21 protein-coding genes and 1 pseudogene are annotated in these 24,982 nt (G+C 74.2%); 15 read left to right on the top strand and 7 right to left on the bottom strand.

Annotated elements, in window-relative coordinates; genetic code table 11:
• Nucleotides 1-173: 173 nt before the first annotated feature.
• Entirely contained in the window at nt 174-2,852 is a 2,679-nt protein-coding gene (locus ABT092_RS27100; protein ID WP_351248373.1) for a SpoIIE family protein phosphatase, read from the bottom strand.
• A 214-nt stretch (nt 2,853-3,066) separates the two neighbouring features.
• Between ABT092_RS27100 and ABT092_RS27095 the strand changes: the two genes are divergently transcribed.
• On the top strand, nt 3,067-3,558 hold the full coding sequence (locus ABT092_RS27095; RefSeq protein WP_351248371.1) for a GNAT family N-acetyltransferase: 492 nt from the start codon (nt 3,067-3,069) through the stop codon (nt 3,556-3,558).
• Between the two features lie 6 nt (nt 3,559-3,564).
• On the opposite strand, the gene ABT092_RS27090 is transcribed toward ABT092_RS27095, so the two are convergent.
• Nucleotides 3,565-4,308 carry an SGNH/GDSL hydrolase family protein gene (locus ABT092_RS27090; protein WP_351248397.1) on the bottom strand — a complete coding sequence of 248 codons (744 nt, stop codon included), beginning with the start codon at nt 4,306-4,308 and terminating at the stop codon, nt 3,565-3,567.
• Between the two features lie 633 nt (nt 4,309-4,941).
• Here ABT092_RS27090 and rho point away from each other — a divergent pair.
• From rho to ABT092_RS27055, 7 genes are all read left to right on the top strand, one after another.
• A complete protein-coding gene (gene rho, locus ABT092_RS27085; protein ID WP_351248369.1) occupies nt 4,942-6,105 on the top strand; it encodes a transcription termination factor Rho in 1,164 nt (387 codons plus the stop codon).
• 152 nt (nt 6,106-6,257) lie between these two features.
• Nucleotides 6,258-7,286, top strand: coding sequence for a methyltransferase (locus ABT092_RS27080; protein WP_351248367.1), 1,029 nt, complete (start codon nt 6,258-6,260; stop codon nt 7,284-7,286).
• Between the two features lie 132 nt (nt 7,287-7,418).
• Nucleotides 7,419-8,435 (top strand): non-homologous end-joining DNA ligase, encoded by a 1,017-nt coding sequence (gene ligD, locus ABT092_RS27075; RefSeq protein ID WP_351248365.1) that lies wholly within the window; start codon nt 7,419-7,421, stop codon nt 8,433-8,435.
• A 105-nt stretch (nt 8,436-8,540) separates the two neighbouring features.
• A complete protein-coding gene (gene htpX, locus ABT092_RS27070) occupies nt 8,541-9,458 on the top strand; it encodes a zinc metalloprotease HtpX (RefSeq protein ID WP_351248363.1) in 918 nt (305 codons plus the stop codon).
• 5 nt (nt 9,459-9,463) lie between these two features.
• The gene (gene pspAB, locus ABT092_RS27065) at nt 9,464-10,042 is read left to right on the top strand and encodes a PspA-associated protein PspAB (protein ID WP_351248395.1); all 579 of its coding nucleotides are present in this window, start codon (nt 9,464-9,466) and stop codon (nt 10,040-10,042) included.
• A 133-nt stretch (nt 10,043-10,175) separates the two neighbouring features.
• Nucleotides 10,176-11,216, top strand: a complete 1,041-nt coding sequence (locus ABT092_RS27060; RefSeq protein ID WP_351248393.1) for a PHP domain-containing protein — start codon at nt 10,176-10,178, stop codon at nt 11,214-11,216.
• 71 nt (nt 11,217-11,287) lie between these two features.
• Nucleotides 11,288-12,385, top strand: coding sequence for a glutathione S-transferase family protein (locus ABT092_RS27055; RefSeq protein WP_351248361.1), 1,098 nt, complete (start codon nt 11,288-11,290; stop codon nt 12,383-12,385).
• Here the strand turns inward: ABT092_RS27055 and ABT092_RS27050 are convergent.
• Both ABT092_RS27050 and ABT092_RS27045 read right to left on the bottom strand, forming a co-directional pair.
• Nucleotides 12,337-13,095: a hypothetical protein gene (locus ABT092_RS27050; protein ID WP_351248359.1), complete on the bottom strand. Its 759-nt coding sequence runs from the start codon at nt 13,093-13,095 to the stop codon at nt 12,337-12,339. The genes ABT092_RS27055 and ABT092_RS27050 overlap by 49 nt on opposite strands.
• Nucleotides 13,096-13,128: 33 nt before the next feature.
• Entirely contained in the window at nt 13,129-13,926 is a 798-nt protein-coding gene (locus ABT092_RS27045; protein WP_351248357.1) for a VOC family protein, read from the bottom strand.
• A gap of 238 nt (nt 13,927-14,164) precedes the next feature.
• On the opposite strand from ABT092_RS27045, the gene ABT092_RS27040 reads away from it, so the two are divergent.
• Nucleotides 14,165-15,058: a pentapeptide repeat-containing protein gene (locus ABT092_RS27040; protein ID WP_351248355.1), complete on the top strand. Its 894-nt coding sequence runs from the start codon at nt 14,165-14,167 to the stop codon at nt 15,056-15,058.
• A 16-nt stretch (nt 15,059-15,074) separates the two neighbouring features.
• Here the strand turns inward: ABT092_RS27040 and ABT092_RS27035 are convergent, their stop codons facing one another.
• Entirely contained in the window at nt 15,075-15,425 is a 351-nt protein-coding gene (locus ABT092_RS27035) for a DUF6479 family protein (RefSeq protein WP_351248353.1), read from the bottom strand.
• Nucleotides 15,426-15,649: 224 nt separating this feature from the next.
• Here ABT092_RS27035 and ABT092_RS27030 point away from each other — a divergent pair, with 224 nt between their 5' ends.
• Nucleotides 15,650-16,273 (top strand): hypothetical protein, encoded by a 624-nt coding sequence (locus ABT092_RS27030; protein ID WP_351248351.1) that lies wholly within the window; start codon nt 15,650-15,652, stop codon nt 16,271-16,273.
• 12 nt (nt 16,274-16,285) lie between these two features.
• Here the strand turns inward: ABT092_RS27030 and ABT092_RS27025 are convergent, their stop codons facing one another.
• Complete coding sequence (locus ABT092_RS27025; protein ID WP_351248349.1) at nt 16,286-16,912, bottom strand: hypothetical protein; 627 nt, start codon at nt 16,910-16,912, stop codon at nt 16,286-16,288.
• Between the two features lie 241 nt (nt 16,913-17,153).
• Here ABT092_RS27025 and ABT092_RS27020 point away from each other — a divergent pair, with 241 nt between their 5' ends.
• Together ABT092_RS27020 and ABT092_RS27015 are read left to right on the top strand one after the other, a co-directional pair.
• Nucleotides 17,154-17,594 carry an OsmC family protein gene (locus ABT092_RS27020; protein ID WP_351248347.1) on the top strand — a complete coding sequence of 147 codons (441 nt, stop codon included), beginning with the start codon at nt 17,154-17,156 and terminating at the stop codon, nt 17,592-17,594.
• A gap of 71 nt (nt 17,595-17,665) precedes the next feature.
• Entirely contained in the window at nt 17,666-19,513 is a 1,848-nt protein-coding gene (locus ABT092_RS27015) for an ABC transporter ATP-binding protein (protein ID WP_351248345.1), read from the top strand.
• A 52-nt stretch (nt 19,514-19,565) separates the two neighbouring features.
• On the opposite strand, the gene ABT092_RS27010 is transcribed toward ABT092_RS27015, so the two are convergent.
• Entirely contained in the window at nt 19,566-21,956 is a 2,391-nt protein-coding gene (locus ABT092_RS27010) for a phosphoketolase family protein (RefSeq protein WP_351248343.1), read from the bottom strand.
• A gap of 421 nt (nt 21,957-22,377) precedes the next feature.
• Between ABT092_RS27010 and ABT092_RS27005 the strand changes: the two genes are divergently transcribed.
• The 3 genes and pseudogenes from ABT092_RS27005 to ABT092_RS26995 form a co-directional block, all read left to right on the top strand.
• The gene (locus ABT092_RS27005; RefSeq protein WP_351248341.1) at nt 22,378-22,746 is read left to right on the top strand and encodes a hypothetical protein; all 369 of its coding nucleotides are present in this window, start codon (nt 22,378-22,380) and stop codon (nt 22,744-22,746) included.
• A gap of 717 nt (nt 22,747-23,463) precedes the next feature.
• Complete coding sequence (locus ABT092_RS27000) at nt 23,464-23,976, top strand: lytic polysaccharide monooxygenase auxiliary activity family 9 protein (protein WP_351248339.1); 513 nt, start codon at nt 23,464-23,466, stop codon at nt 23,974-23,976.
• Between the two features lie 152 nt (nt 23,977-24,128).
• A pseudogene (locus ABT092_RS26995) lies at nt 24,129-24,848 on the top strand (MBL fold metallo-hydrolase); the annotation flags it as partial.
• Between the last annotated feature and the right edge of the window lie 134 nt (nt 24,849-24,982).

Raw genomic sequence — 24,982 nt, 5'->3', positions numbered from 1 at the left:
TTGCGACACGCCTTCGCTCACCACAACCGTCATTAGAGCGCGTCCGGGGGCGGCGCGCAGCCCATGTCGCGGTTCTCGGTCCCCCGATGACCCGTGCGCGCCGCACGACCAACACGAACGGGGGATGGGGCGTACGCCTGCACGACCGGCGCGCGCGGGGGCGTGACCGGCGCTCAGGAGAGTCCCTGTTCGGTCCAGATGACCTTTCCGCCGGCGGTGTACCGGGTGCCCCAGCGGTCGGCGACCTGGGAGACCAGGAAGAGTCCGCGCCCGCCCTCGTCGGTGGTGGCGGCCCGCCGCAGGTGGGGCGAGGTGCTGCTGCGGTCGGACACCTCGCAGATGAGGGACCGGTCGCGGATGACCCGCACGTGGACGGGGCCGGTGGCGTAGCGGATGGAGTTGGTGACGAGTTCGCTGAGGATGAGCTCGGTGGTGAACGCCTCCTCGACCAGGCCCCAGTCGGCGAGGGTGCGCTCGACGAAGGCCCGCACCTCGGCCACCGCCGCCGGGTCGGAGGGCACCTCGCACTCGGCCACCCGGTCGGCGCCGAAGATGCGGGTGCGGCCGATCAGCAGGGCGATGTCGTCGGAGGGGTGGTCGGGCACCAGGGCGTCGAGGGTGGCCTCGCACAGTCCGTCGACGGTGCGGTGGGTGTGGGCCTCCAGGGTGGTGCGCAGCCGTTCGAGGCCCTCGTCGATGTCCCGGCTCCGGTCCTCCACCAGGCCGTCGGTGAACAGGACGAGGCGGGTCCCCTCGGGGAGTTGCAGCTCCAGCGTTTCGAAGGGGAGGCCGCCGAGTCCCAGCGGGGGGCCTCCGGGCACGTCGGCGAAGCTGGCCGTGCCGTCGGGGAGCAGCAGCGCGGGCTGGAGGTGGCCGGCGCGGGCCATGGAGCAGTGTCCGGTGACCGGGTCGTAGATGACGTACACGCAGGTGGCGCCGGTGACCCGGGGGCCCTGGTCGTCGGCGCCGGGGGCGTCGGCCGCGTCGTGGTCGAGTCTGGTCACGAGCTCGTCGAGGTGCCACAGGAGTTCGTCGGGCGGTAGGTCCAGGGTGGAGAAGTTGTGGACGGCCGTGCGCAGCCGCCCCATGGTGGCGGCGGCGTGCAGGCCGTGGCCGACGACGTCGCCGACGACGAGGGCGACCCGCCCGCCGGGCAGCGGGATGATGTCGAACCAGTCGCCGCCGACACCGCCGAGGCCGGCCTGGGCGGGCAGGTAGCGCATGGCGGCCACCAGGGCGTTCTGTTCCGGGAGCCCGTGCGGGAGCAGGCTGCGCTGGAGGGTGACGGCCATGGTGTGCTCGCGGGAGTAGCGACGGGCGTTGTCCACGCTGACCGCGGCCCGGGCGACGAGTTCCTCGGCGAGGGAACGATCCTCCTCGTCGAAGGCGTCCCGCCGGTCGGTGCGCCAGAAGATGGCGACGCCCAGCACGACTCCGCGGGCGCGCAGGGGTACGGCGATCATGGAGCTGAGGCCCGCGGCGACCACGGCACGGGCCCGCTCGGGGTCCTGCTTGTGCCAACCCGTGTAGGCGCCGAGGTCGCGGTCGAGGACGGCGGTGCCGTTGGCGAGTAGGGCGCCCAGGGGGGTGGAGCCGACCGATCGGATGCGGTGGCCCACCGGGAAGAGGGCGGTGTCGACGTCCTCGGGGCCGGCGAACGCGACCCGACGCATCTCCCGCCCCCGGGCGCTGACCGGGGGCTCCTCGCCCCGGAGCACCGCGGTCACCAGGTCGACGGAGACGAAGTCCGCGAAGTCGGTGGCGGTGAATTCGGCGAGCTCCTCGCAGGTGTGGACCATGTCCAGGGTGGTGCCGATCCGGCTGCCGGCGTCGTAGAGCAGTCGGAGCCGGCCGCGGGCGAGGTCGGCCCGGCCGGTGAGCGCGCTCAACTCGGTGGTGTCACGGAGGGTGGCGACCGTGCCGGGCGGACCGCCGTGCAGGTCGGTGGGGCGCTGGTTGACGGCCAACAGCCGGTCACCGACCGCGTGCACCTCGTCACTGGCGGGGCGACCGGACTCCAGGAGCTGGGTGGTGGGCGCGTCGAGGCCCAGCTCGGCGACGGGCCGGCCCTCCACGTCGGGTGCCAGGTCGAGCAGGCGTCGGGCCTCGTCGTTGGCGAGCAGCAGCCGTCTGTCCGCGGAGACGATGAGGACGCCCTCGCGCACGGCGTGCAACACCGCGTCGTGGTGTTCGTACATCCGGGTGATCTCGGCCGGGCCGAGGCCGCGGGTCTGGCGGCGCAGCCGCCGGTTGACCAGGGCGGTGGCACCCGCGGCCAGCAGCAGCACCCCGCCGGCGACCCCGAACAGCAGCGGGAACTGCGCCTCGATCTGGTTCTGCACCTGGGAGACGGCCATCCCGGCGGAGACCGCGCCGATGACGTCGCCGGACATGCCGTAGACGGGCACGACGACCTGGACGATCCGCCCGACCTCGCTGTCGGCCGTTTCGACGACGACCTCGCCCGCGAGGGCGGTGTCGAGGTCGCCGACGAACCGTCCGCCGATGTAGGTGGGGTCGGGGTGGGTGTAGCGGATCCCCTGCGGGTTGACCACCACGATGAAGCCGATGTCCGCGCGCCGGGTCGCCTCCTGCGCCCGCGGTTGGAGGATCGCGGTGGGGTCGGGGCTCTTCAGGGCCGCTTCGATCCCGGGCGAACTGGCGAAGGTCTCGGCCACCGACAGGGAGCGCTTCTCCGCCTCCTGGCGTGCGTCGCGGTGGGTCTGCACCACCAACACGACCAGGGCGGTCGCGACGAGCAGCACCACGATCGCCAACTGCACGAGGAAGACCTGACCGGCGACAGTTCGCATGCGGGGAACCAGGCGCGGGCGGCCGGAGCGGGCGGCCATGAACCATTCCTACACCCGCCCACCCCGGCGCGCACGGCGCGTTCCCGTCCGTGGGGCGCCCCCGGCGGGGCGGGGGCGCCCGCACGCCCGGTGGGGGCGCCCGCGCGCCCCCACCGGCCGTGCCGAGGCCCTCGGGCGCGGGTCACGGGCGGGGGCGGTGGAGGGGCGTCGAGGGGATCGTTCACTCCTTCGGGTGCGGGCCTATCGTGGGACGATGATCGAGATCCAGTTGCTCCGTGCCGACCACGCGGACGCCGTGCACGCCTTCGAGCGGGACAACCGCGCCTACTTCGCCGCCTGGGTCGGCGACCGTGGTGACGACTACTTCGCCGAGTTCGCCGTGCGGCACCGGGAGTTGCTCGCCGAGCAGGCCACGGGACGGCACCGCTTCCACGTCGTGGTGGACGGGTCGGGCGAGGTGCTGGGCCGGGTGAACCTGGTCGACATCGAGGACGGCGAGGCGGAACTGGGGTACCGGATCGCCCGGCGGGCCACCGGAGCGGGGGTGGCGACGGCGGCGGTGCGCCGGGTGTGCGAGACGGCGCACCGGTACGGACTGCGCTCCCTGCGGGCCCGGGCCACGGTGGCGAACCCGGGTTCGCGGACCGTGCTGGCCCGCACCGGATTCACCCGGGTCGGCGACGTGGCGATGGCCGGGGGCCCGGGGGTGCTGTTCCGGCGGTCCCTCGGGCCGTCCGCGGACTGACGCGGGTCACCCCGCGGGCGCGCCGGCGCTGGTGACCGGTGCCGACGGGTCGACGGTCACCTGCTCGCTGATCAGTCCGGCGCGGGCGGCGCGGGCGAGGCCGGCCCGGAACGCGTGCGCCATCTTCCGGTAGCCGCTGTCGTTCGGGTGCAGTCCGTCGACCAGGTCGGTGGCGCCGATGGCGCCGAAGTCGACCAGTCTGATCTTGGCTCCCCGTTGCCGTCGCTCGGCCACCAGGGCGGGCAGGGCCCGGTTGAAGGCGTCGACCCGGGGCTGCACCCCCGGCTTGCTGTTGGGCACGAGCGGGGCGAGGAGCACCGTGGTGCCGGGGGTCGCCGCGGTGATCCGGTCGAGCAGTGCGGCCAGGCGCGCGGGCGCCCCGTCGACCTGGTGGTCGCGGTTGATGTCGTTGGACCCGAGGTGCAGGGTGATGACGTTGGGTCGGGACGCCGCCAGCCAGGGCCCGATGCCCCCTGCGACCTGGTCGATCCGGTAGCCGGAGTGGCCCTCGTGGTCGGCATCGGCGTGGGTGCCGTGCCGGAGGGAGCCGACGAAGTCGACGTCGGTGGCGTGGTCGTCGAGCGCGTCCCGCAGGACGGCCCGGTAGCCGTCGCCCGTGGTGCTGCCGACCCCTTGGGTGATGGAGTCGCCCAGCGGCATCACGGTGAGCCGGGGCACCCGCCACGGCGTGGCGGCGGAGGGGGCGCCCGCGGCGGCCGCACCGCCCGTGAGGACCCCCGTGGTGAGCATTCCGGTCACGAGGGCCAGGATCAGCAGGCGCCCGCCCCGTCGGCGCGGTGCGCCCCGGGACGGGACGGAGCGCCCGGACTCGGGGGAGCACGGGGCGGCAGGGCCGGGGGCCGGGGGGTTCGTTCGCAAGGGGTCACCTCTCGTCAGGGCGCCGTGACGGCGCCCGGGGCGGGCCCCGGTCCGGTCACCGTCCGGCGGCCGGTCAAACGCGGCCCGCCCTCCCGGGGTAACGCACGGTTCCGGAATCCGCCACCCGAGCGGGCGCGCCCGCCAGGGGCGCACTCCCCCGGCAGGGACGCGCTCCGTTCCCCGCTGAATTCCCGTTGCACGCCCCCTGACGTTTTCCTCGCGGCGTGCTAACGTCAACGTGGCACGTGTGTACACCGAATCCGGTGCCGGTGCCTCTCCTTTCCCCCTCCTCGGGGTTTCTCCTCCGTTCGTCGCGCACCACCTTCCTCTCCCGTCGATCGACGTCACGCCGCGCCCCGCCGGGCGGCAGTGCGTGCGGTCGTGGTCACCCGGGCCCCGATGGACCGCTGGCGTTCCCGCCGCGTCCCCCGCCGGGCCCCCTCCCCCCGTTCCTCCCTCGCGCCCGTCCGCTCGGGCGCAGCCCTCCGCGAAAGGACCCCTCGCATGACCCTCACACTCGAACCCCCCGTCACCGTCCCCGAGGGACGGACGGAAACGACGGTGACCGGCGTCCTCCAGCTCTCGCCCCAGGGGCACGGGTTCCTGCGCGGCCCCGCTCTCCTGCCCGCGCCCGAAGACCCGCAGGTCCCCGCCGTGCAGGTCCGGCGGCACGGACTCCGCACCGGGGACACCGTGGCGGCAGTGCTCACCGCTGACCCGCAACGCGGTCGACGGCGGGCGGTGACCCGGGTGGAGCTGGTGAACGGACAGCCCGTCAGCACCCTGCTCGAACGACCGCACTTCGCGGACCTGACCCCCCTGCACCCCCACGAACGGCTGCGGATGGAGCACCCGGGCGGGCCGCTGACCCTGCGGGTCACCGATCTGATCGCCCCGATCGGCAAGGGCCAACGGGGGCTGCTGGTCGCCCCGCCGAAGTGCGGGAAGACCGTGCTGCTCCAGCAGTTCGCCGCCGCCGTGACCCGCAACCACCCGGACAGCGTCCTCATGGTGGTGCTCGTCGACGAACGACCGGAGGAGGTCACCGACCTCCGCCGCAGCGTACGGGGCGAGGTGTACGCGTCCACCTTCGACCGACCCGCGGCGGACCACATCGCGCTGGCCGAACTCGCCGTGGAACGGGCCAAACGGCTGGTCGAACAGGGGCGGGACGTCGTCCTCCTCCTCGACTCGCTGACCCGGCTGTGCCGGGCGCACAACAACGCCGCGGCGGCCGGCGGCCGCACCCTGAGCGGCGGAGTCGACGCGTCCGCCCTGATCGGGCCCAAGCGCCTCTTCGGGGCGGCGCGTTGCGCGGAGGAGGGCGGCTCCCTCACGCTCCTCGCCACCGTGCTCGTCGGCACCGGGTCCCGAGCGGACGAGTACTACTTCGAGGAGTTGAAGAGCACCGGGAACATGGAGCTGCGGCTCAGTCGCGAGCTCGCCGACAAGCGGCTCTTCCCCGCCGTGGACATCACCACCTCGGGCACCCGTCGCGAGGAACTCCTCGTTCCCGCAACAGAACTGACGGTCCTTCACGGACTGCGTCGCGCCTTCGCCGGGCGGGACGGGCGCAGTGCGCTGGGCACCCTGCTGGACCGGATGCGGGGAACGGCCTCCAACACGGCGTTCCTGCGCCAGGCCCGGCCCACCCTGCGGGGCGCCTGAACGAGCGCCCGCGGGCGGGCTCCCGGGTCTGGCACGGCACCGCCGGATCGGCCATGATCACCCGGAACCGCGGACGGGACCCTCCGTCGCGGACGCGCCGTCGGGGCCACCCGCCCGAGGCGGTGCACCCTCCTCAGATCCTCGGAGCGCACGTGACCACCACCCCGCCCCCGTCCGGCACCCCCGTCGACCGACTGATCCAGGAGTCCTGGGGGTTCGTCACGGACCGGGCGTTGCAGACCGCGGCCGAACTCGGCATACCGGACCTCGTCGCCGGGGGACCCGTGGGCCTCGACGAACTCGCCCGGGCCACCGGCACCCTGCCGCAACCCCTGCTGCGGGTGCTGCGCCCCCTGGTGGCGGTGGGCGCCCTCGGCCTCGACGGCCGGGGCCGCTACCTGCCCACCGCCACCAGCGCCCTGCTGGAGTCCGACCACCCGGACACCCTGCGCCCCTGGTTCCGGTTGATGTACCGGGTGACGTTCCGGATGTTCGACGACCCGATGGTGAGCCTGAAGACCGGGCGTCCCGCCTTCGAGGAACGGTTCGGGAACACCTACTTCGGGCACATGGCAGCGCATCCGGAGGACAACGAGGTCTTCCACACCGCCATGGCCTCCTTCACCCGCCGCACCGCCCGCGCGGTGGCCACCGCCCACGACTTCGGTGACGCGGGGCACCTCGTGGACGTCGGCGGCGGGCTCGGCACCCTGGTCACCGAGATCCTCACCCGTACGCCCGGGGCGAGCGCCACCGTCTTCGACCTGCCGCACCTGGCGGACCCGGCCCGTGAGGCCCTCGCGGCGGCCGGGCTCGCGGACCGCACGGAGGTGGTCCCGGGGGACTTCTTCACCGCCGTGCCCGCGGCGGACACGCTGTTGCTCTCCTGGATCCTGCACGACTGGGACGATGAGCGTTCCCTGGCGATCCTGCGCAACTGCCGTGCGGCGCAGGAGGAGGGGAAGGGGCGTCTGCTGATCGTGGAAGCCGTGCTGCCCGAACGCCCCACCACCGACCTTGCCACCGCGCTGGACCTGGTGATGCTGTTCGGCCTCGGGGGCCGTGAACGCAGCGGGGTCGAGTACGCCGCGCTGTTGGACCAGGCCGGATACCGCCACCTGCGGACCGTGCCCTTGGCCGCCGCGCCGGGCCTGCACGTCGTGGAGGCCCGCACCCGCTGAGTCCGTGCGCCGTGCGCAAGCCCGGGCCGCGCGTGATGCTGGAGACGGAACGGTCCGCGCGGGCCGCGGCCCCGGGTGCCGGGTCCGCGGCCCGGGGCCGGCACCGCCCCGGAACCCCGTGGGAGTCGCCGCATGGCCGATGGAAGCGAACTGCTCGCCGCACTGCCGCCCGCACAGGTCCGGTTGTTGGCCGTGGCCCCTCCGGGTCGGGAACTGGCCGCCCGGCCCATGCTGGCCACCCTGAGCGAGGGCCGCGAGTTCTCCCCCCGCTGGCTCTTCGAACGCAAGTGGGACGGCGTCCGCGCGCTGGCCGTCCGGGAGGCGGACGGGGTCGCGCTGTGGTCCCGCAGCGGACGCCGGATCGACGCCACCTATCCGGAGGTGGCGGCGGCCCTCACCGCGCAGGACCGTCCCGACTTCACGCTCGACGGGGAGATCGTGGCGTTCCGGGGCGGCCGCACCGACTTCGCGCTGCTCCAGCAGCGGATGGGCCTCACCCGGAGCGCACAGGTCGCGGCGAGCGGCGTCACGGTCGCCTACTGCGTCTTCGACCTGTTGCGGCTCGCCGGTGCGGACACCCGCCGGCTGCCGCTGCGCACCCGCAAGTCCCTGCTGCGCCGGGCGCTCGCCTACCGGGCCCCGCTGCGCTTCACCCCGCACCGCAACGAGGGCGGCGCCGACCTGCTGGCAGCCGCGTGCGCGCGCGGCTGGGAGGGGCTGATCGCCAAGCGGGCCGACAGCCGCTACCAGCCGCGCAGGTCCACGGACTGGCTGAAGCTCACCTGCTCGCAGGGGCAGGAGTTCGTGATCGGCGGGTTCACCGAACCCGAGGGCGGCCGGTCCGGGTTCGGCGCGCTGCTGCTGGGCACCTACACCGGGCCCGACCTGCGGTACGCGGGGAAGGTGGGCACCGGCTTCCCCGCCCCCCTGCTGGTCACGCTGCGCGCCCGGCTGGACGCGTTGCGCAGGACGCGCTCGCCGTTCACCGGAGCGGTCGCCGAACCACGGGCCCGGTGGGTGGAGCCGAGCCTGGTGGCACGGGTGGAGTTCGCCCAGTGGACCCGGGCCGGCCGGCTGCGCCACCCCCGGTTCACCGCACTGCGCGAGGACAAGGACCCGCGGGACGTGGTCCGGGAGCGGGCGGGCTAGTGGACCGGTGCCCGGCGGCGCTGTCCTCCCGCCGCACGATGACGGACGATGGAGGTAGCCCGGCCGACGGTCGGGCGGAACCCGGAGGATACGGGGAGGTGGCCCATGCGGAGCCGCTTCGCACCTGATCGGCAGCTGACCGCGCGCATGGCGTTGACGCTGTTCCTGCTCGGTCTGCTGTACGTGGTCTTCGTGGGCGTGCTGATCGCCCTGCTGAAGTCGTGGGTCCTGGTCGTGGTGATCGCGGCGGCGGCGCTCGGCGCCCAGTACTGGTTCTCGGACCGGATCGCCCTGTACGCGCTGCGCGGTCGGATCGTGACGCCCGAGCAGGAGCCGTGGTTGCACGGGGTGGTGGACCGGCTGTGTGCCGTGGCCGACATGCCGAAGCCGCAGGTCGCGGTCTCCGACCTGGACCTGCCGAACGCGTTCGCGACCGGACGCAACGCCGATCACGCGGTGGTCTGCGTGACGCGCGGGCTGGTGCGGCGCTTGGAGCCGGACGAGTTGGAGGGCGTGCTGGCGCACGAGCTGTCGCACGTCGCGCACCGGGACGTCGCGGTCATCACGGTCGCCTCGTTCCTCGGGGTGCTCGCAGGACTCGCCGTGCGCTTCGCCTTCTACTCGGGGGTGCTGGGCGGCCGGCGCGACCAGAACACCTTCGTGGTGGTGCTCGCCGTGGTGGGGGTGTCGGCCGCCGTCTACACCCTCAGCTTCCTGCTGATCAGGGCCCTGTCCCGGTACCGGGAGCTGGCCGCCGACCGGGCCGCCGCGCTGCTCACCGGGCGGCCCTCGGCCCTGGCCTCGGCCCTCACCAAGCTCAGCGGCGACATCGCCCGCATCCCCACCTCCGACCTGCGCACGGCCCAGGCGTTCAACGCGTTCTACTTCGCCCCGGCGATCAGCGGCAAGGACGGCGGGGCGCTGGCGGTGCTGTTGTCCACGCACCCGCCGCTGGAGCGACGGCTCGACCAGTTGGCCGACATCGCCGCACGGCTCGGGCCGACGCCGGACCAGGGGGGTTGACGGCCGTGGGCTTCCTCGACGTGCTGTTCGGACGGACCCGGCCGGTGCCGCCCGACCTGGACAACCTGTTCGCGGTGCCCGCCGCGGCGCTCACCCTGACCGCCGCGGTCGGGTTCTCGCCCACCGGAGTGGGGTCGGTCTGCTTCTCCAGCGTCGAGGGCGCGGAGTTCGCCCGGATCACGGACGAGGTGCGGCAGGTGCTGGGGGCCGACGCCGGGCGCACCGGGCCGCCGGTGGAGTCCGAGCGGGACTCCTTCGGCTACTCGTGGCTGGTCTCCCGCCGGTCGCCCGAAGAGCTGCCGGACCTGGTGGGCGATCTGCACGCGGTGAACTCGACCCTCCAGGACAGCGGCTTCGGCCCCCAGTTGCTGTGCTCGCTCGTCGGCTTCCGGGAGCCCGGCGGGCGGTCCCTGGCACTGGTGTACCTCTTCAAACGGGGCACCTTCTACCCGTTCGCGCCGCTGTCCGGCGAGCGGCGGGACAACGCCCTGGAGCTCCAGGTCAGGGCGGCGCTGGCGGACGACCTGCGCATCGAGACCGACCTGTCCCGGTGGTTCGCGCTGTGGGGAGCCCCGGGGCTGTGAGGGTCGGGCGCCGCCGTGCGTCCCGGCCGCGGGTGGGTGAAGCTGGAGTGCGGACGGGCGCGGGGGGACGGACCCGGGCCCGGCGCGAGGTGAGGTGGTGACCGTGGAGTCGGAGGAGCCGCCGGCGGGTCCGTTGTCCCCGGTGGCGGCGCTGGAGCGGATCGCCTTCCTGCTGGAGCGCTCGCTCGCGCCGACCTACCGGGCCAAGGCGTTCCGCACCGCCGCCTCGGTGGTGGCGGGGCTCCCGGCGGACGAGGTGGCCCGGAGGGTGTCCGCCGGGTCCCTGGCCAAGGTGAAGGGCATCGGGCCGAAGACCGCGCAGGTGGTGGAGGAGGCGTACCGGGGGCGGGTGCCCGCCTACCTGGTGCGGGTGACGGAGGAGTCCGGCGGGCCGCTCGTCGACGGCGGCACCGAGCTGCGCCGGCGGTTGCGCGGCGACTGCCATCTGCATTCCGACTGGTCGGACGGCGGGAGCCCGATCCGGGAGATGGCCGGGACGGCGGCGGCGCTCGGCCACGACTGGGCGGTGCTCACCGATCACTCGCCGCGGTTGACCGTGGCCCGGGGCCTGTCGGCCGAACGGCTGCGGGACCAGCGTGCCGAACTGGCCGCGCTCGCCGCCTCCTGGGCCCCGTTCCGACTGCTCAGCGGCATCGAGTGCGACATCCTGGACGAGGGCTCCCTCGACCAGGAGTCCGAACTGCTGGACGAACTGGACCTGGTGGTGGTGTCGGTGCACTCCAAACTCCGGATGGACGCCGGGGCGATGACCCGGCGGATGGTGACGGCGGTGCGCGATCCGCGGTCGGACGTGCTCGGCCACTGCACGGGCCGGCTGCTGGGCGATCCCGGTCGGCCGGAGTCCGCGTTCGACGCGGACGAGGTGTTCGCCGCGTGCGCGGAGACCGGCACCGCCGTGGAGATCAACTGCCGGCCCGAGCGCCTCGACCCGCCGCGTCGGCTGCTGCGCCGGGCGGTGGCGGCGGGCACACTCTTCTCGATCGACACCGACGCGCACGCACCGGGGCAACTCGACTGGCAGCCCTACGGCTGTGCCCGTGCCGAGGAGTGCGGGGTGCCGGTGGAGCGCATCATCAACACATGGACCGCGGACGAGTTGATGGCCTGGGCCGGCACCCGGCGCACCCCGTCCCGGACGGACGCACGCACCTGACCGGCGCGACCGGGCCGTACGGCACCGGTGGATCGTCGGCGACGCACCGAGAACAGAAGGGGAACCAGGCGATGAGCCGGACCAACGGCAACGGCGACGCCACCGGGAACGCCTCGTACGGCAAGAAGCCGTTCAAGCGTTCGCGCAGTCACTTCACGGACCGCATCACCGCGGACGGCCGGGACGGCTGGCCGGTGGAGGCGGGACGCTACCGACTGGTGGTGAGCAGGGCCTGTCCGTGGGCGAACCGCACGATGATCTCCCGCCGGCTGCTGGGGCTGGAGGCGGCGCTCTCCCTGGCGATCACGGACCCGATCCAGGACGACCGGAGCTGGCGGTTCACCCTGGACCCCGAGGGCCGGGACCCGGTGCTCGGCATCCGGTACCTCAGCGAGGCGTACGACGCCCGGGAGAAGGAGTATCCGGGCGGGGTGAGCGTGCCCGCCGTCGTGGACGTGCCCAGTGGGCAGCTCGTCACCAACGACTTCCAGCAGATCACCCTCGACTTCGCCACCGAGTGGACGGAGTTGCACCGCGAGGGCGCGCCGGACCTGTACCCCGAGGCCCTGCGCGGCGAGATCGACGCGGTGATGGAGGACGTCTACCGGGACGTCAACAACGGGGTGTACCGATCCGGGTTCGCCAGCGACCAGGCGACCTACGAGACCGCCTGCCGGGCGCTGTTCCAGCGCTTGGACGCGCTGACCGAGCGCCTGTCCGACCAGCGGTACCTGGTCGGGGACACCCTCACCGAAGCGGACGTGCGGCTGTTCACCACCCTGGTCCGCTTCGATCCCGTGTACCACGGACACTTCAAGTGCAACCTGTGGAAGATCGCCGAGAACCCGGTGCTGTGGGCGTACGCCCGGGACCTGTACCAGACCCCCGGGTTCGGGGACACCGTGGACTTCGACCACGTCAAGCGGCACTACTACCAGGTGCACACCGGGGTGAACCCGACCGGGATCGTCCCGATCGGCCCCGAGCTGTCCGGCTGGCTCGCCCCGCACGGGCGGGAGCGGCTGGGCGGCCGGCCGTTCGGGGACGGGACCCCGCCCGGGCCGGTGCCGCCGGGCGAGGAGGTGCCGGTGGCGGGCCGTCCGGTGCCGGGCGCGGCGGGTCAGGGCGGAGGCGGGGGCACGGAAGTCGGTCGGCCGCCGATGGCGTAGGTGACCCGGCGCCGCAGCCCGCTCCAGCGGCGGTCGTGGTGGTAGGCCCTGGTCCGGGCGCGGGCCCGGGCCCGGGGCCGACGGCGGTAGAGGCGCCGGGCCCACCAGGAGTCGGGGCGGGCCAACCGGATGGCGCCGACCAGGGCGAGGAAGGGCACCAGGACGCCGATCACCGCGATCCTCGCCTTGCCCTTCACCAGGGCGAGGAGTGACAGCAGCAGGTTCCCGAGGACGCTGAGGACCGCCGTCGCCCGGTTCTGGACCTCCTCGCCGCTGAGGCCGTCGACGCCGAACGGGGAGAAGCCGAGCAGCAGCAGCGAGGCCAGCGCCACGGTGACCACGACGACCTCGACGCTCTTGGTCCCCTCCGTGGTCCAGTACACGTCGCTCAGGTAGAGCACCAGCGCGAACTCGTCCAGGACCAGGCCGGTGCCCGCGCCGAACAGGACGGCGGCGATGCCGGTGCCGACGCCGCGACCGCTCCCGGCCAGCAGGGTGAAGCCGCCCACCACCATCAGGATGATCCCGGGCACCACGTGGTGCACGTGGAGTCCGCCGGGCGTGACGTTGCGGAACGGTCCTTTCCCGGCGCGGATCATGCGGGTCACCAGACGGGTGAGGGCGAACGTGACCACGAACGACACCAGGGCGAGCAGCAGCGGGAGCTTGCCCGGCTCGACGATGTCCCGGTACCACCAGCCGCCGTCCATCCGGTCACCGCCCTTGGCCGACGCGGCGCCGGTTCATCTGCGGGGGACGTCGCTGGTGAGGGTGAACAGCCCTCCGTCGGGGTCGCGGACGGTCACCTCGGGGCCGTACGGGGTGTCCTGGCGGGCGGTCTCCTGCCCCCCGTGGTCGAGGGCCGCACGGACCCGGGCCTCCACGTCGGGCACCGAGAAGTAGACCTGCCAGCGGGGTCGGCCGCCGACGATGCCCGAGCTGAGCCGGGCCACGACGCGCCCCCCGCTGCGCAGGACCACCTCGTCCTCCTCGTACCCCACGTCGCAGCAGCCCGGCCGGTCACAGGCCCATTCGAGGACCTCGCCATAGAAGATGGCGGCGTCGAAGGCGTTGCGGGTGCGCAGCCTGACCCAGGCGGGGGCGTCCTTGTACCAGACGTCCCACCCCGCGAAGAGACGGCCCGCCCAGATCCCGAACACGGCCCCGTCCCGGTCCGCGGCGAGGGCGCCCCGGCCGCCGGCCAGCGAGAGCGGGCCCACCGCGACCGTGCCGCTGCGCTCCCGGATGCGGGCGGCGGTGACATCGGCGTCGCCCACCGCGAAGTAGGGCGTCCAGGCGACGGCCATCCGGGCCGTCGAGGCGTGCGCCCCGATGCCCGCCACCGGCATGCCGTCGCTGAGGGCGACGCTGAACCTCTCCCCCAGCCGTCCCTTGCGGAAGGTCCAGCCGAGGACGTGGCCGTAGAAGCCCTGGGCCGCGTCCAGGTCGTGGGCGAGCAGGCTGACCCAGCAGGGAGCGCCGAAGACGGTGTCCGTGGTCAGGGGCTGTACGGCGTCGTCCGCCGGGGCTTCCTCGTCCATCGCGGGTCCGTCACCGTCCCTCGGGCTCGTCGGTGCTCTCCAGCCTGCCAGCATTCGGCGGGCCGTGCAGGGCGGCGCCCGGCGACGCTCCGGGTGGTGTCCTTCGGCGGGGGGCGGGGCGTCCGGTCGGCCGTCCGATCGGGTGAGGGGAGAATGAGCGGCGTACTGGAGGGGTGCGCCCGGGTCCGGGCGGCGGTCCGCCCCCTCGGGCGGCCCCCTGAGCCGTCAGGAGAAGCGCGTGGCGTCGTCCGAGCAGGGTCAGGTCACGGGTCCCGAGGTGCGGGCGGACTGCTCGCGGTGCTTCGGACTGTGTTGTGTGGCGCTGCCCTTCGCCAGGTCCGCGGACTTCGCGGTCGACAAGCCGGCCGGGAAGCCGTGCGGGAACCTGGACGCCGGGTTCCGCTGCGGCATCCACGGCGCGTTGCGGCAGCGCGGTTTCACCGGCTGCACGGTCTTCGACTGCTTCGGCGCCGGGCAACAGGTGTCGCAGGTGACCTTCGGCGGTCGTGACTGGCGTCGCGAGCCGGCCCTGGCCGGGCCGATGTTCGCGGTCTTCCCCGTGTTGCGCCAGGTCCACGAGTTGCTGCGGCACGTGCGGGACGCACTGGCCCTGGAGGGTGCGCACGCGGTGCACGGGGAACTGCGCGCCGTCGAGGAGCGGGTCGTGGCGCTCACCGCGGCCGGGGCGGACGTCCTCGTCGGCTTCGACGTGTCGCCGCTGCGCGCGGAGGTGGGCGTGCTGTTGTCGCGGGCCAGTGACGCCGTGCGCGCCGGGCGGCGGGGGCGGGAGCTGCGCGGGGCGGATCTGCTGGGGGCCCGGTTGCGGGGCGCGGACCTACGGGGGGCGAGCCTGCGCGGGGCGCTGCTGGTCGCGGCGGACCTCTCCGGGGCGGATCTGCGCGGGGCGGACGTGCTCGGTGCGGACTTCCGGGATGCGGACCTCGGCGGGGCCGATCTGACCGGGTGCCTGTTCCTGACCCAGCCCCAGTTGGACGCGGCGCGGGGGGACGCGGCGACCGTGGTGCCCGAGGGCTTCGGCGCACCCGCGCACTGGCGTGCCGGCGCCCCGGCCACAGGGCCGGGGCGCGGCACCGGCGGCCGGAGCCGACGGCGCGGGGCACGGGGCCGCTGATCGCCCCGGCCCGGGGTCAGTGGGCTCCGCCGCCGCCTCCGCCGAAGGAGCCGCTGTGGCCCGGGGTCCAGCGCCTGCGGCGCTGGTCCTCGCTGCGTTTGTTGGGGAGGTGACCGTGGAGCTGGTAGGGGTTGAGGCCGCCGTGCTTGTCGTACGGCAGCACGTCCGGTTCGCGGCGCTCGCTGACCTCGTGCACGGCGCCGCCCTCGGGCAGGTGCGGTTGCTGGTCCCGGGTCGGGGGGTCCGGTTCTCTGCTGCGGACGCCGATGCCTATCCAGACGATCCAGATCAGGGCACCGACGATGACCGCCCCGACCAGGATCGGAATGGCCACCAGAGCCCCGTCAGGCGCCGCAAGAAACACCATGTTTGCTGTCATATCACCCAAATACCCTCTACAGGGTGGGCCCAGTCCTCTTCCCCGCCTCCCGTTGCCGGCCCCTCCCCCGATGGTGCGCAGGGTGACCCCCCGGGCACCCTGCGCTCCCCGGATGGCCCCCGCCGGGCGGCGCCCGGCGGGGGCGGCTCCTAGCGTCCGAGGTGGAGCGGGGTCGCCCGGCACCGGGCGACCCGCAGGACGGGAGTGGTGAGATGCGGGCGATCGTACGGGGACCCGGAACCCTGGCCGTGGCACTGGCCTTCGCCCTGGGCGCGGCGCCCCCGGCCGGGGCGGAGGACGAGGTGCCGCCCCTGGAGGAGGCACTGGTCGACGACGTGGCCCCCGCGGCGGAACAGCCCCCCGCCGCCTGGGAGGTCGGGGTCACCCCGACCCACGTCCCGCCGGGCGGAACGCTGACCCTCAGCTCCCGCGGCTGCCGGGTGCCCACGGTCACCGTGGACTCGGGGGTCTTCGACCCGACGGAACTCCCCGAGGGGCGCTCCGCACCGGTCCAGGTCTCCGCGGAGGCCGAGCCGCGGGCCGAGCACGAAGTCACCTTCACCTGCGACGGCCGCGCGAAGGTCGTCCGGGTCACCATCGGCGAGCGGGACGGCTCCGCACCGCGGGAGCCGGAACACCCCCGGCCTCCGGTGGGTGATCCCGGGGACCTGCCCCCGCCGGAGCACCGGGGCGAGGGGCTCCAGGGCGTCAGGGCGGGGGCGGGCGGCGGGCCCGGGCCGCTCGAACCGGTGCAGTGGGCGCTCGGCGCCGCCCTCGTCGCGGGCTCGGTGCTCGCCGCGGGGTACTGCGCGGTGCGACGCCGGGGCAACCGCTGAGCGTCCCGGCACTCAGTGCCGCCGGCCGCCGGACCGGGCGCGCCGGGCCAGCGCCACTCCGGCGCCGAGCGCCCCCACCGCGAGCAGGCCCGCGCCGAGGACCGCCTCGGTACGGGTCGGCCGGCCGTCGAGGGCGCCCCCGAGCCCGCCGCGCACCCCGCCGGCGGAGGGGGCGGCGCCGGTCGGTGGGCTCGTCGTGGCGCCGGGGGTCCGGTCCGGCGGCACCGGGACCGAGGTCGCCGGGAGGGGGGTCCGGACCGGCGCAGGGGTGGTGGGGCCCGCCACCAGGACACTGCCGATCCACCGGCTGGCCGGGCTCCCGCAGTCGCCCTCGACCACGACGGCCACCGCCCCGGTCAGCCCGCTCGCCAACCGCCCGGTGGCCTGGTAGCGCCCGGCCCCCGCCGGAGCGAGCACCAGGGGCGCGGCCAGCCCCTGCCCGTCCGTCACCCGGGGTGCGGGCGCCGCCACCGCCGAACAGTCCACGATCAGGGTGAAGGACCCGCCGGGCGCGACCACGGACGGGGTCATCGCGGCGCTCGCCCCGCCCCCCTCGGCGGCCGAGGCCACCAGGGCGCCCGGGGCCGCCACGGACAGCAGGGCGGTGGTCGTCACGACCGCGGTGCGGGTACGGAACACGGCCGTCCACTCCTTCGACTCCGTCGACGGTCCTTCGGTGGACACGGGGTCCGGGACCACGTCAGCCCCTATCTCCCGCCGGGCCGGGGGCTAAGCGCGATCACCCCGCCGCCCCCCGGTTCGGCCCAGCGATCGCCCCCGGGCGCACGCACCGCGGCGGCCGTTCGCGTCCCCTCCCGTGGCCGGGCGGGACCGGCCGCGGTTCCCTGCTGGAGAAGGCCCCGTTCGACGAGGAGACCCCATGGCCGACTACCGCATCGAGACCGTCCGCAACGACTACCGGGACTGGACCGCCCGCAACGACCGCGGTGCCGAAGTCCGGATCGGCGCCGCCGACGACCCGTCCGTGCAGCCCTCGTTCACCCCGGTGGAACTGCTGCTGGCCGCGCTCGGCGGCTGCGGCGGCCTCGTCGTCGACCGCACCGCACGGGCCGTGCCGCACCCGGACCTACGCATCACGGTGGAGTCGAGGTCCCTCCCTGAGGATGACGGCCGGGTGGGGGCCGTGCGCGTAACGTACGAGATGGCCCTGCCCGAGGGGGACGACCGGGCCTTCGACGTCTTCGCGCGCGGCGTCCGCCTGACCCACGAGAAGTACTGCACCGTGAGCCGCACGGTGGAGCACGGTGCCCGGGTGGAGGCCGTGCTGCCGGACGGCACGGTCGGCTTCGCGGCGGGCTGACGTCCGTTCCGCCGAGTGACCGGGACGGCGGAACGACGAACCAGCGACCCGACACCGGGGGGACCCGACCCGTGGACACCCAGCACGACGCAGAGCGACCGGAGAAGCCGGACCCCGCCCCGTGGCGGACCCTGCTGGACCACGCCCGACCGCACCGCCGGGCGCTGCTCCTCGGCGCCCTGTTGGGCCTGGTCACCGGCGCGACCGGGCTGGCGCTGCCGCTGGCGGCGAAGGCCCTCATCGAGAACCTGGGCCGGGACGAGTCCATCGCCGGTCCGCTCGTCGTGATGACGGCGCTGGTCGTGGCGAACGCGGTGATCGGCGCGCTCGGCGGGTACCTGCTGCGCCGGACCGCGGAATCGGTGGTCCTGGGCGCCCGCCGCGCCCTCACCTCCTACCTGTTGCGGCTGCGGATCTCGGCGATGGACCGCAGCGAACCGGGCGATCTGATGGCCCGGGTCACCTCCGACACGACGCTGCTGCGCGAGGTCACCACCGAAGCCCTGGTCGGGTTCTGCACCGGCGGGCTCACCCTGGTGGCGACGCTGGCCATGATGGGCTGGACGGACCCGGTCCTGTTGGCGGTCACCCTCGGGGTGATCGTGCTCGCCGGCACGGTGCTCGGGGTGATCGTGCCGCGGATCAACAAGGCGACCAAGCGCGCCCAGGAGTCGGTGGGGGCGATGGGGGCGGCGCTGGAGCGCGTCCTCGGGTCGCTGCGCACCGTCAAGGCGTCCGGCGCCGAGGCCCGCGAGGAGGCCGCGGTGCACCGTGCCGCCGAGGACTCCTGGCGGCAGAGCGTGCGCGCGGCCAAGTGGGAAGCCGTCGCCGGCAACACCGCCGGGCTCGCCATCCAGGTGGCCTTCCTGACCGTCCTCGCGGTGGGCGGCGCCCGGGTGGCCACCGGGGCGATCGGGGTGGGCACCCTGGTGGCGTTCCTGCTGTTCGTGTTCTACCTGATGAGCCCGATCCAGCAGGTGGTGGGCGCGGTGATGCAGTACCAGACCGGCTCGGCGGCCGTGTTGCGCATCCAGGAGGCGCAGCGGCTGCCGGCCGAGCCGGTCGCCGCGCCGGCGGAGCTGCCCGGGCCCGACGAGGCCCCGTTGTCCCTCGCCTTCGAACAGGTCCGCTTCCGGTACGCGGACGACGCGCCGCCCGTCCACCACGGGGTGACGTTCCGGGTGCCGGCGCGGGGGATGACCGCGTTCGTCGGGCCGTCCGGAGCGGGCAAGACGACGGTGTTCTCCCTCATCGAGCGGTTCTACGACCCCACGGGCGGCCGGATCGAGGTGGACGGCCGCCCCATCGGCGACTGGGAGCTGCCCCGGCTGCGCGCCGCCATCGGATACGTCGAGCAGGACGCCCCGGTGCTCTCCGGGTCGCTGCGCGACAACCTCCTGCTGGGCAATCCGGCGGCCGACGAGGACGAACTCCAGCGGGTGGTGCGGACCACCCGGCTGGCCCCCCTGGTCGAGCGGTTGCCCGAGGGGCTGGACACCCTGGTCGGGCACCGGGGCACCAAGCTGTCCGGCGGCGAGCGCCAGCGGGTGGCGATCGCCCGGGCCCTGCTGCGCCGCCCCCGGCTGCTGCTGTTGGACGAGGCCACCAGTCAGCTCGACGCGGTCAACGAGGCCGCGTTGCGGGACACCGTGGCGGAGGTGGCCCGGACGACCACGGTCCTGGTGGTGGCGCACCGGCTGTCCACGGTCACCCTGGCCGACCGGATCGTCGTCATGGACGCCGGGCGGGTCAGTGCGGTGGGCACCCACCAGGAGCTGGTGGGCCGGGACCCGCTCTACACCGAGCTGGCCACCACCCAGTTCCTCACCGCCGAACACCCCGAAGAGGCCGGGGAGCCCGGGGGTCTTGGGGAGCAGCCCGAACCCGCCGTGCCGGCCCCGGTCGCCGTCCGGCCCTGAGGACCGACCGGGCACCGGCGTGCGGGGCGCCCCGGCCCGCACGCCCCGCCGGTCATCCGCTCCAGGTCCACTCGGCGACCTCGGGCAGGTCGCTGCCGTGGACCCGGATCCACGCGTGGTGCCGGGTCCGGACGTCGGCCATGGCCTGCCGCAGCGCCACCGCCCGCACGCCCAGCCCGGATACCCGGTCCACCACGTCCATCACCAACCGGTACCGGTCCAGGTCGTTGCGGACCACCATGTCGAAGGGCGTGGTGGTGGTCCCCTCCTCCTTGTAGCCGCGCACGTGCAGGTGGGGGTGGCCGGTGCGGCGGTAGGCGAGCCGGTGGATCAGCCAGGGATAGCCGTGGTAGGCGAAGATCACCGGCTTGTCCGGGGTGAACACGGCGTCGTACTCGAAGTCCGTCATCCCGTGCGGGTGTTCGCCGTGCGGCAGCAGCCGCGCCATGTCCACCACGTTGACCACCCGGACGGAGAGCTCGGGCAGGTGGCGGCGGAGCAGGTCGGCGGCGGCCAGCACCTCCAGGGTGGGCACGTCCCCGGCACAGGCCAGCACCACGTCCGGCCCCCCGCTCCGGTCGGGGGCCTCGGTCCCGGCCCATTCCCACACCCCGACGCCGCGGGCGCAGTGCGCACGGGCCTCGTCGAGGGTGAGCCAGTCGAAGGAGGGCTGTTTGCCCGCCACGACCACGTTGACCAGGTCACGGCTGCGCAGCACGTGGTCGGCGGTGGCCAGCAGGGTGTTGGTGTCCGGCGGCAGGTAGACCCGGACGACCTCGGGGCTCTTGTTGAGCACGTGGTCCACGAACCCGGGGTCCTGGTGGGAGAAGCCGTTGTGGTCCTGGCGCCACACGTGGGAGGTCAGGAGGTAGTTCAGGGAGGCGACGGGTCGCCGCCACGGCAGCCGGCGGGCGGCCCGCAGCCACTTGATGTGCTGGTTGACCATCGAGTCCACGATGTGCGCGAACGCCTCGTAGCTGGAGAACACCCCGTGCCGTCCGGTCAGCAGGTACCCCTCCAACCAGCCCTGGCACAGGTGCTCGGAGAGCACCTCCATCACCCGGCCGTCCCGGGCGAGGTCCCGGTCGGTGTCGAGGAACTCGCCCTGCCACGCCTTGGCGGTGACCTCGTAGAGGGCGTCGAGCCGGTTGGAGGCGGTCTCGTCGGGGCCGACGACCCGGAAGTCCCGGCGGCGGGCGGTGTCCCGCATCACCGCGGCGAGCAGGGAGCCGAGCACCCGGGTCGGTTCGCGCAGGGCGGTGCCGCGCCTGTCGACGGGTACCGCGTGGTCCTCCAGCGGGGGGATCGGCAGGTCGCGCAGGAGGAGCCCCCCGTTGGCGTGCGGGTTGGACCCCAGCCGCAGGGCACCCTCGGGCAGGCAGGACAGCACCTGTTCGGTGGGGCGGCCGGTCGGGTCGAAGAGCTCCTCCGGCCGGTAGGACCTCAGCCACGCTTCGAGTTGTCGCAGGTGCGCCGGATCGTCGCGGACGTGGGCGAGCGGGACCTGGTGGGAGCGCCAGGTGTTCTCGACCGGCACCCCGTCCACCTCGGCCGGGCCGGTCCAGCCCTTCGGGGTGCGCAGCACGATCACCGGCCAGCGGGGGCGCTCGGGGCTGCGGCCCTCCCGGGCCTGCCGCTGGAAGGTGTCGATCCGGTCCAGGGCGGTGTCGAGGACGGCCGCCATCTCGTGGTGGACGGTCAGCGGGTCGTCGCCGCTGACGTGCAGCGGTTCGTGCCCGTAGCCGCGCAGCAGGTCGTCCAACTCGTCCTGGGGGAGCCGGGCGAGGACCGTGGGGTTGCTGATCTTGTAGCCGTTGAGGTGGAGGACGGGCAGGACCGCCCCGTCGCGCACCGGGTCGAGGAACTTGTTCGCGTGCCAGGAGGTGGCGAGCGGACCGGTCTCGGCCTCGCCGTCCCCGATGACGCACGCGACCAGCAGCCGCGGGTTGTCGAGGGCGGCGCCGTAGGCGTGGGCCAGGGAGTAGCCGAGTTCCCCGCCCTCGTGGATGGAGCCGGGGACGTCGGGGGCGACGTGGCTCGGCACCCCGCCGGGGAAGGAGAACTGGCGGAACAGCCGCTCCATCCCATCCGCGTCCCGGGTGACGTCGGGGTACGTGTCCGAATAGCTGCCCTCCAACCAGGAGTTGGCGAGGACCGCCGGACCGCCGTGCCCCGGTCCCCAGACGCACAGGGCGTCGAGGCTCCGGGCCCGGATCGCCCGGTTGAGGTGGGTGTGCACGAGGTTGAGCCCGGGTGAGGTGCCCCAGTGGCCCAACAGCCGGGGCTTGATGTGCTCGGGGCGGAGCGGTTCGGTGAGGAGCGGGTTGGCCATCAGGTAGATCTGTCCGACGGCCAGGTAGTTCGCGGCCCGCCAGTGGGCGTCCAGTGCGGCTGCTTCGGCGTCGGTGAGTACGGGGGAAGCCGGGGTGCGGACGTCCGGCATGAGCCTCATCTCCAGGGTGCATCGGCGGTGCGTCGGATCTCGCGGCGCCGCTCGGCGCTCGGCGGTGTTCTCTGGTGTTCGTCGGTGTGGTTGCTCGTCGGCGCTCGTTGGTTCCTGTGCTCTTTCGACCCTGGCTCCCCCGGGCCGGGCCCGCAACGCAGACGGCACGCCGTACGTGCGGGTGCACGTCTTCGCACGTGCCCCGCCGACCCGGAAGGATTCCTCGCCGTAGGGATCGCTCAGCGCGACGCAGTAGACGCTCCTGGACACCGCTCCTCAGGGCTGCCCGCCCCGGGGCCGGCTCGCTCTCGGCTCGCCGAGGCGGGCGGCGGGGGTCAGCCTGGTAGGGGCGGCCGTTCCGGCGGCCGGTCCGGCACGTGCCCCGGGCACCCGGAGCACACGGGAGAGGGGATGACCCATCGTGAACAGCACGGCACACCCCGCGGCCGAGGTCGTGGTGGAGCTGAGTGACTGCTCGAAGGACGACGCGGGCACGGTCTTCGGCGTCCTGCGGTCCGTCTTCGACTGCGACCGGGGACCGACCGACCTCCCGCAGGACGCCGCCGGTGGCCGTCCGTCCGTCTGGTCGGCGACCTTCGACACCACCCGCATCCGCACCGCGCCCCCGGCGACCGCCCTGCGGGACGCGGTGACCGCCGAGGCCCAGGGCGGCTACCTGGCCGTGGACCGGCTGCGGGCGGCGTTGGCGGCGGCGTTCACGGTGGAGCAGGAGGGCACGGTCTCCGGCGACCAGGAGAAGGAAGTGGAGTTGCTGTTGCGCAGCGGCTGACCCGGCTCCACCCCCTCCCCCCACCCGGACGGCCGGACGGGCACCCACCGGTGCCGTACGTCGCGCGCGGGGCCCACCTGCGCGCGACCTGCGTGCGCTGTCCGCCGAAAGTGCGCTCCACAGCATGGCGAACGCGCCGGCGCGCACCGCTGCGCCTCGCGCGCGGACGGGTTTTGCCGCTTGGCCGGGAGCACTCCGCGGAGGAGCGCTACGCCCCGTGACACCGGAGCGACATACGTGCTCCCCGTGTGCGCTCCCCGTGCTCCGACGCCCCGACGGTCGGCGGTCCTGCGGCGAAAGCCTGCGGAGGAATCGGGGAGGAAGAGTGTCCTTCCCGCGGGGATACCGTGAACGGTTGCCCGTGGAACCAGTTCGGGCGGCGGTGGCACCCCGGGCCGATTGGCCCGTTCCCTACGGTTTTGCCGCCTCGGTCGCCATGCCTCCAGACGCCCCCAACACCCGACAAGAACGACATACCACGGCCCCCAACTCGGCCGTACGCCAACCCCCTTGACGCCTCCGCCGCCGTGGGTATGGTCTGGTCCAAGAACAGCACCAGAACGAATCCTTCCGGATGCATGCGGCCCTCACTCCGTGCGCGCCCCGCACGGACCGCCGCCGCTCTTGGCCCCACCCACGAGTGGTCGTCCTCCACCCCGCCCGGGTTCCCCACTTCCCGGACCGGACGGAGGAACGGCCTGAAGTGAAGGAGAGAACGTGAACGTCAAGAAGAAGACCGCCGCGATCGTCGGCGCCGCGCTCGCCCCCGCCATCGCCCTCAGCCTGCCCGCCCCCACGGCCGGCGCCCACGGGTACGTCTCGTCCCCGCCGAGCCGCCAGGCGCAGTGCGCCGCCGGATCGGTCAGCTGCGGGAACATCAAGTACGAGCCGCAGAGCGTCGAGGGCCCCAAGGGGCTGCGGAGCTGTAGCGGCGGCAACGGCCAGTTCTCCGAGCTGGACAACGACGGCAAGAACTGGACGGTGACGCCGGTCAACCGCACCACCCAGTTCCAGTGGAAGCTGACGGCCCGTCACGCCACCAGCACCTGGGAGTACTACGTCGGCGGGCGCAAGGTCGCCGAGTTCAACGACGGCGGGGCGCGCCCCGGTGCCACCGTGAGCCACTCCGTCAACCTCGGCGCCACCGGCAAGCAGAAGGTGCTCGCGGTGTGGAACATCGCCGACACCCCCAACGCCTTCTACGCCTGCATCGACGTCAACGTCCGCTGACCCGGTCGCCCGCTCAGCCCGGCGCCGTGCCCTTCGGGGCGCGGCGCCGCGGCGCGTACCGCCCCCCTCCCCCGCGCCCGAACCCGTAGCCTGCCCCCGGGCGTTCCCGGTCGGACCCGGCCGCGGAACGGACCCGGAGCGGAAGGGGCGGCATGCGCGCGGGCACGATCGTTCGGGCGGCAGCGGGGGTGCACCTGGTGCACGGCAGCGACACCAACTGGGTGGTGGTCACCGAAGGGGACGCGGTCACCCTGGTGGACACCGGATACCCCGGCGACCGGGACCGACTGCTGTGGTCACTGGCCGAGTTGGGGCGTTCCCCGCACGAGGTGGCGGCCGTGCTCCTCACCCATGCGCACAACGACCACCTCGGCAACGCCGAGTACCTGAGCCGGACCTTCGGCACCCCGGTCCTGCTGCACCCCCGCGAGGCCCCGCACGCCCGGCGCGTGTTCCTGCACCAGATCGGGGTGGGTACGGTGCTCGCCAACGCCTGGCGCCCCGGCGTCCTGCCCTGGGCGGTGCGGGCGCTGCGGTCCGGTGGGACACGGCGGGTGCCGGTGGCCGCCCCGTGCCCGTTCCCGACCGAGGGCGCACTGGACCTGCCGGGTCGACCGGTCCCCGTGCACACCCCCGGCCACACGGACGGGCACTGCGTCTACCACCTCCCCGCCGCGGGTGTGGTGATCTCCGGCGACGCCCTGGTCACCGGCCATCCCACGAGCAGGCACCGGGGCCCCGGGCTGCTCCCCCCGATGTTCGACCACGAACGGGCCACCGCCCTCGCCTCGCTCGACTCCGTCGCCGGGCTGGCCGCAGACGTCCTGTTGCCCGGGCACGGCCCGGTGCACCGGGGGTCGGTCGCCGCGGCGGGCCCGGGGGCCGCCCCCGGCCCCGGGTGTTGCCCCCGGCCCCGGAGGGGGGGCCGGGGCGCCGGGCCGGGGGGGGGGAGCCCCTACCCCCCGCCCATAAGGAAAGCGGGGGGGTGGGTAAGATTGTTACAAAA

Source organism: Streptomyces sp. NPDC002490 (genome assembly GCF_040296045.1).
Lineage (GTDB): Bacteria > Actinomycetota > Actinomycetes > Streptomycetales > Streptomycetaceae > Streptomyces.
Note: the sequence above shows the minus strand (reverse complement) of the source record. Positions and strands in the feature narration are given on the sequence as shown.